Here is a 7,724-nt window from a genome sequence, read left to right on the forward strand (position 1 = left end):
CGGCCTTGCTTTCACCCTCGGCGTAGTCCGCCGTAATTTCCTGCTTGAATGGCACATAATCCACGGTGCCAGTCGCGGCCAGATGATCGCGCACGTACTCGTACCCTTTGGTGGAACCGGGGTTGTTATTGAAGGTGACGCAGGGCGAAACCACATCGATAAAGGCAAAGCCATTGTGGCTGATCGCCGCTTTGATCAGCGGTACCAGTTGCGCGCGATCACCGGAGAAGCTGCGCGCCACAAAGGTCGCCCCCAGTTGCAGGGCAATACTGACCAGGTCGATGGCTTCAAAGGGGTTGGGCTCGCCTTTTTTGCTGATGGAGCCGACATCCGCCGTGGCGGAGTCCTGCCCTTTGGTGAGTCCGTAGCAGCCATTGTTCTCGACAACATACAGCATGTTCACATTGCGACGTACCGCATGGGTGAACTGCCCCATGCCGATAGACGCGCTGTCCCCATCGCCGGACACGCCCACGTAAATCAGGTCCCGGTTCGCCAAATTGGCACCGGTCGCTACCGACGGCATACGTCCGTGAACCGAGTTAAAACCGTGGGATTTACCGAGAAAATAGGTCGGGGTTTTCGAACTGCAACCGATACCGGACAGCTTGGCAACACGGTGCGGCGGAATCGACAGTTCAAAGCAGGCCTGCACAATCGCGGCACTGATGGAGTCATGACCGCAGCCAGCGCAAAGCGTGGAAATGGCGCCTTCGTAATCGCGGCGGGTATAACCCAGTTCATTAGTCGGTTGTTCGGGATGACGAAACGCGGGACGCAGGTAACTCATCAGCCGTTCTCCTTAGCCGCACGCAGCGGTTGGACTTTATTTTCGTCGAGCTGTTGGCGAATTTCTTTCTCGATCTGGCGGGCAGTAATCGGCATCCCGCCATAGTTGAGAATCGGAATGAGGCTTCGCGGCGAGATCAGCAGCTCATTGACCAACAGCGTACGCATCTGTGCATCGCGGTTCTGCTCTACCAGAAACAGCGTGTCGTGCTCGGCAATGAACTTGTCGACGGAGGCATCGAAAGGGAAGGCACGCAGACGGAGACTGTCGACGGTAATGCCGCTGTCTCTCAGGGCAGCGACCGCTTCGAGTGTGGCATCGCGGCTGGTGCCGAAATAAATCACCCCGACTTTGCTGCCCTGCCCAATCACTTCGGCGTCAGGCACATAGGTCTTGGCCGTATCCCACTTTTTCAGCAGGCGCTGCATATTGTATTCATAGGCTGCACTGTCTTCGGTGTACACCGCGTATTCATCCCGCGACGTGCCACGGGTAAAGAAAGCGCCTTTCTCCGGGTGCGTGCCAGGATAGGTGCGATAGGGAATGCCGTCACCATCGCTGTCCAGGTAGCGACCAAAGCGCTCACTCATCGCTTCCAGCTGCTCGCTGGTGTAAACCTTGCCGCGCTGGTACTCACGCGAGTCGTCCCACTTCAGCGGTGGCGACATGCTGTCGTTCATGCCCAGATCGAGATCATTCATGATGATCACTGGCGTCTGGAGCTGCTCGGCAAGGTCGAAGGCCTCAGCGCCCATATCGAAGCATTCGGCGGGCGTCGAGGGGAACAGCAATACGTGCTTGGTATCGCCGTGCGACGCGTAGGCGCAGGCCATAATGTCAGACTGTTGGGTGCGCGTGGGCATACCTGTTGACGGCCCCGCCCGCTGCACATTCACCAGCACGCAGGGAATCTCGGCAAAGTAGGCCAATCCGAGGAATTCGCTCATCAAGGAAATGCCGGGGCCGCTGGTCGCCGTAAACGAACGGGCGCCATTCCAGCTCGCACCGATCACCATTCCAATGGCCGCCAGCTCATCTTCGGCCTGCACAATGGCGTAGTGTTTATTGCCGCTGGCGGGGTCGATACGCAGTCGGCGACAGTACTTGTCGAAGGCATCGACTACCGAGGTGGATGGGGTAATCGGATACCAGGCCGCAACGCTGGCGCCACCGTAAATCGCACCCAGTGCCACGGCGGTATTGCCGTCCAGCAGAATCTGATCACCGACGGCATCGCGGCGTTCAACGCGAATCCCCAGCGGGCATTCAAAATTGTCCCGGGCGTAGTGATAGCCCAATTCCAGCGCGCGCACGTTTGGCGTAATCAGTTTTTCCTTGCCTCGAAACTGATCTGAAACCAGCGTGGTAAGCACGTCAAACTCGATATCAAGCAGCGCTGACAGGGCACCCACATAGATCACATTGCGAAACAGTTGCTGCTGGCGCGGATCGCTGAATTCCCGCTGGCAGAGGTCACGCAGGGGAATACCGATAAACTGCACGTCGCTGCGCATCAGGCGCAGGTCAAGCGGTTTACTGGAGTCGTAAAGAAAGTAACCGCCAGGTTCCAGTTCCTGAATATCCTTGGCCATGCTCTGCGGGTTCACACAGACCATCATATCCACGCCGCCGCGTCGCCCGAGAAAGCCCTTCTCATTCACCCGCACTTCGTACCAGGTGGGCAGGCCCTGAATATTCGAGGGAAAGATATTTTTGGGGCTGACCGGCAGCCCCATACGAAACAGCGCCTTGGCAAACATATTATTGGCGCTGGCCGAGCCGGTGCCGTTGACGTTGGCAAACTTGATAACGAAATCGTTAACCGCTTCTATACGCTTCATCTCAGACACCCTGCCCCGCCTTGGTCACACTGTAATAGAACTTCTGCATATCCCAGGCAGCGGTTGGACAGCGCTCGGCGCAAAGCCCGCAGTGAAGGCAGACGTTTTCGTCTTTGATCATGGCCCGACCTGTGCGCAGATCGTCTGATACATACAGACTCTGCTCGTTATTATTGGCCGGCATTTTCAGCACCTGACGCAGGGCGTCCTCGGGATCTTCCTCGTCATTCACCGTAAACGTGAGGCAGTCCGTCGGGCAGATATCGATACAGGCATCGCACTCTATACACAGCTTTTCGCTGAACACCGTCTGCACATCGCAGTTCAGGCAGCGCTGCGCTTCGTTGAAGGCGGTGGTGGCATCGAAACCAAGTTCGACTTCCAGTCGGCGATCACTGAGGGTTTTATCCAGCTCTGCCTGCGGCACCACATAGCGTGTATCGGTTTCAATGCCGCTGTCGTAGCTCCATTCGTGAATCCCCATTTTCTGACTGACCAGACTCACCCCCGGTGGTGGCCGGTCGGTGAGCGATTCTCCGTTGCAGAACAGGTCAATGGAAATCGCGGCTTGATGACCATGGGCCACCGCAGTGATGACATTTTCCGGCCCAAAGGCCGCATCACCACCGAAGAACACCTTGGGATTGGTGGACTGGAAGGTCACAGCATCGACCTCCGGCAACTCCCACTTGCCGAATTCAATGCCGATATCCCGCTCAATCCACGGGAAAGCATTTTCCTGGCCGATGGCAATCAATACGTCGTCGCAGGCCATATCGACCGGCGGCTCGCCCGTGGGAATCAGCTCGCGGCGACCGCTGTCATAAACCGCCTTCACCTTTTCAAAACGCATACCCACCAGGCGGCCATTCTCAATAAGGAACGCCTTGGGCACATGGTTATCGTAAATAGGGATGCCCTCGTGCTGGGCATCTTCTTTCTCCCAGGGTGAGGCTTTCATTTCTTCAAAGGGACTGCGAACAACCACTCGCACATCCTCGCCACCCAGGCGACGTGCGGTGCGACAGCAATCCATTGCGGTGTTACCGCCGCCGAGTACCAGCACCCGCTTACCCACTTTCTCGATATGACCGAAGGCTACATTCGCCAGCCAGTTAATACCGATATGAATATTGCTGTCCGCCGCCTCGCGACCGGCGATATCCAAGTCGCGCCCCTGCGGAGCACCACTGCCGACAAACACCGCGTCGTAGTCTTTTTCCAGCAGGGCTTTCAAGCTGTCGACATAGTGATTGAAGTGCGTCACTACGCCCATATTCAAAATAAAGCCGACTTCCTCGTTCAATACACTTTCCGGCAAGCGGAACGCGGGAATCTGGCTGCGCATAAAACCGCCGCCCGCAGGTTGCTCATCGTAGAGATCAATGCTGTATCCCAGCGGCATCAGGTCTCGCGCGACCGTCAGCGAGGCGGGGCCGCCGCCTACCAGTGCAATGCGTTTACCATTTTTCTTCTTGGGAATGTCCGGCAGCCGCGACGAAATATCGTCTTTCAGATCTGCCGCTACACGCTTGAGTCGGCAGATCGCAACGGGCTCTTCCTCCACCCGTCCCCGGCGACACGCCGGCTCGCAGGGCCGGTCACAGGTACGCCCCAACACCCCCGGGAAAACATTGGATTCCCAGTTGATCATATAGGCATCGGTATAACGCTGTGCGGCAATGAGGCGAATGTATTCCGGTACCGGCGTGTGAGCCGGACAGGCATATTGGCAATCTACAACCTTGTGGAAGTATTCCGGGTTCTTGACGTCGGTCGGCTTCAATGCGTCCCCTCTCTTATGCTGCGCCAATTATTGTTATGGCAGGTCAGTGAGCAGACAAAATGTCTGCGCAAATTACAGCACAGCAAAGAGCAAAATTCACCAGCTAAATGGCGACATTTCCATGTCTAAAAAGCGACAGCCAATATCTTGAACCAAAAAAAGCCGACCCGAAGGTCGGCATGCATGGAGCACAGCCAACAGGAGAACTCCTAGAAGCTGTATTTAATTTCCGCGCCGTACACCACGCCTTTGTTAAGTGGCGCGAAAGACGCCCCAGGACCACCGAAAGCGGCTGGCAACTGAGTGTCATTCCCGTGGGTCACTTCGTCTTTTAGATTCTTCCCGAAGATCGTGTAAGTAAACCCGCCTTTGGTGTTATAGCTGATTGCGGCATCAACCATATCGGCGGAATTCAGCACACCCAGGTTATCATCGGTATAGGCAGAGGGGTCACGATGATTGTAGCCAACCCGCGCGCTAATCATATCGCCGTCATTAACGTCGTACTGCCACGTCAAGCTGGTGCCATATGTCCACTGCGCCAGTCGAGGTAAGGCCAGACTCTTATCTTGGCCATTGATCACGCCATCACGGTTCAAGTCTTCGCGCACAGTGTCGTAATCACCATCCAGATACCCGGCATTCATAGAAAGGACCAAGTGATCCCCAAGCCCTGCCAACAACTCAAACTCGGCACCCGTAATTGTCGCATCCGCGGAATTCACGATGACTTGGCCAACACCTAACCCTGGCACAGCGAAGTTAACCTCCCGCTGCATATCTTCAATTTCGTTCTGGAAAACCGCAGCATTCACACGAAGCCGACCATCGAATGCATCAACTTTCACACCTACCTCCAACGAGTCTTGTTTCTCCTCGTCGAAAGGCCCGGGGCTTGCTCCGGGAACCGTGTTGCGTTGGTTATAACCACCCGAGCGGAAGCCCTGGCTGTAACTCGCATAAATCTGCGTGGTCTCGAACGGATACCATTGCAAGCCAACTTTTGGTGATACGTTGCTCCAGCTTTCCTCATCCTCGAAATCGTAAGATGTACATTCTCGAGCATCGGTACTACAACCGTTGAATGGAATGGTCGCTATCTTGGCGTCTTTCGTCTCGTCGGTGTAACGCAAGCCAGCAATCAACGAGAGCGTATCACTCAACTTATAGTCAACCGCTGCGAAGGCACCCCAAGTTTCTGTCTCTTGCTCGCCCCCACCGGCAATATCGGTGGTTCCAAATACTAGGATACGGCGCTCTATGTACAGCAAATCTTGAGTGAAGTAATACAACCCAGCGGTAACATCAAACCGCTCATTCAACAGTATGTTATAGCGCAGTTCATTACTGAACTGCTCTGCTTCCATATAGGTTTCTGAATGGAAAAAAGGCGTTGGCGATGCATCAATATCCGAGACTGCTAAGGTATTCAGGTCTTTCCAACCAAAGATATTCGTCAGGCGCCCCTCGCCAACATCGCGAACATGCTCCAACGAGAGTCGATCCCACTCAATGGTGTAACTGCCCTCTTCATCAACAGCAAAATCGAAAGTATCGCGATCAAACAAGGCATGGTTTTGCCCTGCAGGCCCGTCACCATCACCACTGCTTTGCTCGTACTTGAGCGTGGTTTCTGCATTGGCATCACCGGCATGCAAATAAGTCAGGCCACCTCGGACGATCCGCATATAGGATTCGCCGAAGTCATCATTGTCGTTAGCCCGGTTTTCGAAATAGCCACCGTCTTTATTGAAGTACACCGCGAATTTACCCAGCAGTTTGCCTTCAACGAGAGACCCCGAGGTCGAAAGAGAGATATAGCGATTATTGCCCGACTCCATAGACGCCCGTGCTTTCAGCCTGAACTCTTCCGTAGGATCAGTAGTACGCACCAGAACCGCACCACCTGTTACATTTCGCCCGAACAGAATGCCCTGCGGGCCACGCAGTACCTCGATACCTTCCATATCGAACTGGTCGAAGACGACACCGGAATTCGTGCCTTGATATACACCGTCAATGAACACACCCACGGTAGGGTCGATACTGGGGATCGAGCTGTTTACACCCAGCCCGCGGAACGAGAAATTAGCCACCCCTTTGGCCGTGCCAACATCGTCCATCGAGACGTTTGGCATGGTGTAAGACAAGCTCTGCAAGTCCCTCACAAAAAGGGCCTCTAATTGATCTTCACCGAATGCAGTAGCCGCTATGGGCACATCTTGAAGCTTTTCAGCCTCCGCTTTTTTGGTACCGGTAACGAGAACCTCTTCCAATAAGACCGACTTGTTCTGGGCGATTGCAGGCAAACTCAACATCGAGCCCGCAGCCACGGCAGATAGCAGTCGAATGGCGGTTACCAGGGGTTTGTTTCGCATGGTTATTTTCTCCCGTTGCGCTTATCTTATAGTTGTAAACGGCAAAATCAGCGTGGCATAAATCCGCCAAAACGCAAGCGAATTTCGAAAAAAGTGCGGCGATATGACAGCCACTGTCCATGTGCGCCAGCTCCCAAACTGGGGATGCGGTAAATATCCTGAAGAACTATCTACCAAACCCCCTGCCTATACTGCTCATAAGTGGTCGTATACCGCTTTATCCCCAAGGAGAGAGTTTACCGGGCACAACGCCAAGCACGGACGCCTCAAGTACCGAGTAATAAGAAGAGGCAAACATCATGTCAAAGACACCGAACTTCACAATGAAAGCACTTGCGCTGGTGATCGGCAGCACCGCGCTGTTAAGCGCCTGCGGAGGTTCGTCCGGCGGCAGCAGCGGCAGTGGATCAACCAGTTTTTCCGTGACCGATGCACCGGTCGACGACGTCGAGATCGTCAAAGTCACCTTCAGCCGCATTGATCTGAAACCCGCAGATGATGATGCCGAGGTGCTCAGCTACGAGTTCGACGAGCCCGTAACTATTGACAACCTGCTCGCCCTGACCGGCAACGATGCCGAACCGATTTTGGAAGGTGTAGACGTTCCCCCGGGCGACTATCAATGGCTGCGAGTTTATGTGGATGGCGGGATTCCCAATTCCAGCGTCACCCCGGAACTGGGCAATGAAACCGACCTGTTCATCCCCGGCCAGCAAAATGGCAACGCAAACGGCCAGCCTCGCTTCCTCCAACTCAACACCGGCTTCACAGTAGCGGCGGGGAGTCGCAGCGATTTCACCATAGATTTCGTCTTGCGCAAGGGCCTGACCAAGCCTGCGAATGCAGACCACTACCTGCTTCGCCCGGCGATGCGACGTAACCGTCCGGTGAACCCCATACTTAATTCAAGTTTGCAAATTTGATTCGTG

At 54.9% G+C, this 7,724-nt stretch carries 5 protein-coding genes; 1 reads left to right on the forward strand and 4 read right to left on the reverse strand.

Annotated features, from left to right (window positions below):
• From AC5DB9_RS16100 to AC5DB9_RS16115, 4 genes are all read right to left on the reverse strand, one after another.
• A partial coding sequence (locus AC5DB9_RS16100; protein WP_491732092.1) for a 2-oxoacid:ferredoxin oxidoreductase subunit beta occupies positions 1-790 on the reverse strand: 790 nt, incomplete at its 3' end.
• Entirely contained in the window at positions 790-2,631 is a 1,842-nt protein-coding gene (locus AC5DB9_RS16105) for a 2-oxoacid:acceptor oxidoreductase subunit alpha (protein WP_272994089.1), read from the reverse strand. The genes AC5DB9_RS16100 and AC5DB9_RS16105, both read right to left, overlap by 1 nt.
• A 1-nt stretch (position 2,632) precedes the next feature.
• Complete coding sequence (locus tag AC5DB9_RS16110; RefSeq protein WP_272994088.1) at positions 2,633-4,417, reverse strand: FAD-dependent oxidoreductase; 1,785 nt, start codon at positions 4,415-4,417, stop codon at positions 2,633-2,635.
• A 209-nt stretch (positions 4,418-4,626) separates the two neighbouring features.
• Positions 4,627-6,795: a TonB-dependent receptor gene (locus tag AC5DB9_RS16115; RefSeq protein WP_272994087.1), complete on the reverse strand. Its 2,169-nt coding sequence runs from the start codon at positions 6,793-6,795 to the stop codon at positions 4,627-4,629.
• Between the two features lie 299 nt (positions 6,796-7,094).
• Here AC5DB9_RS16115 and AC5DB9_RS16120 point away from each other — a divergent pair, with 299 nt between their 5' ends.
• Positions 7,095-7,718: a DUF4382 domain-containing protein gene (locus AC5DB9_RS16120; protein ID WP_483151476.1), complete on the forward strand. Its 624-nt coding sequence runs from the start codon at positions 7,095-7,097 to the stop codon at positions 7,716-7,718.
• The last annotated feature ends 6 nt before the right edge of the window (positions 7,719-7,724 follow it).

This window comes from Spongiibacter sp. (assembly GCF_984394615.1).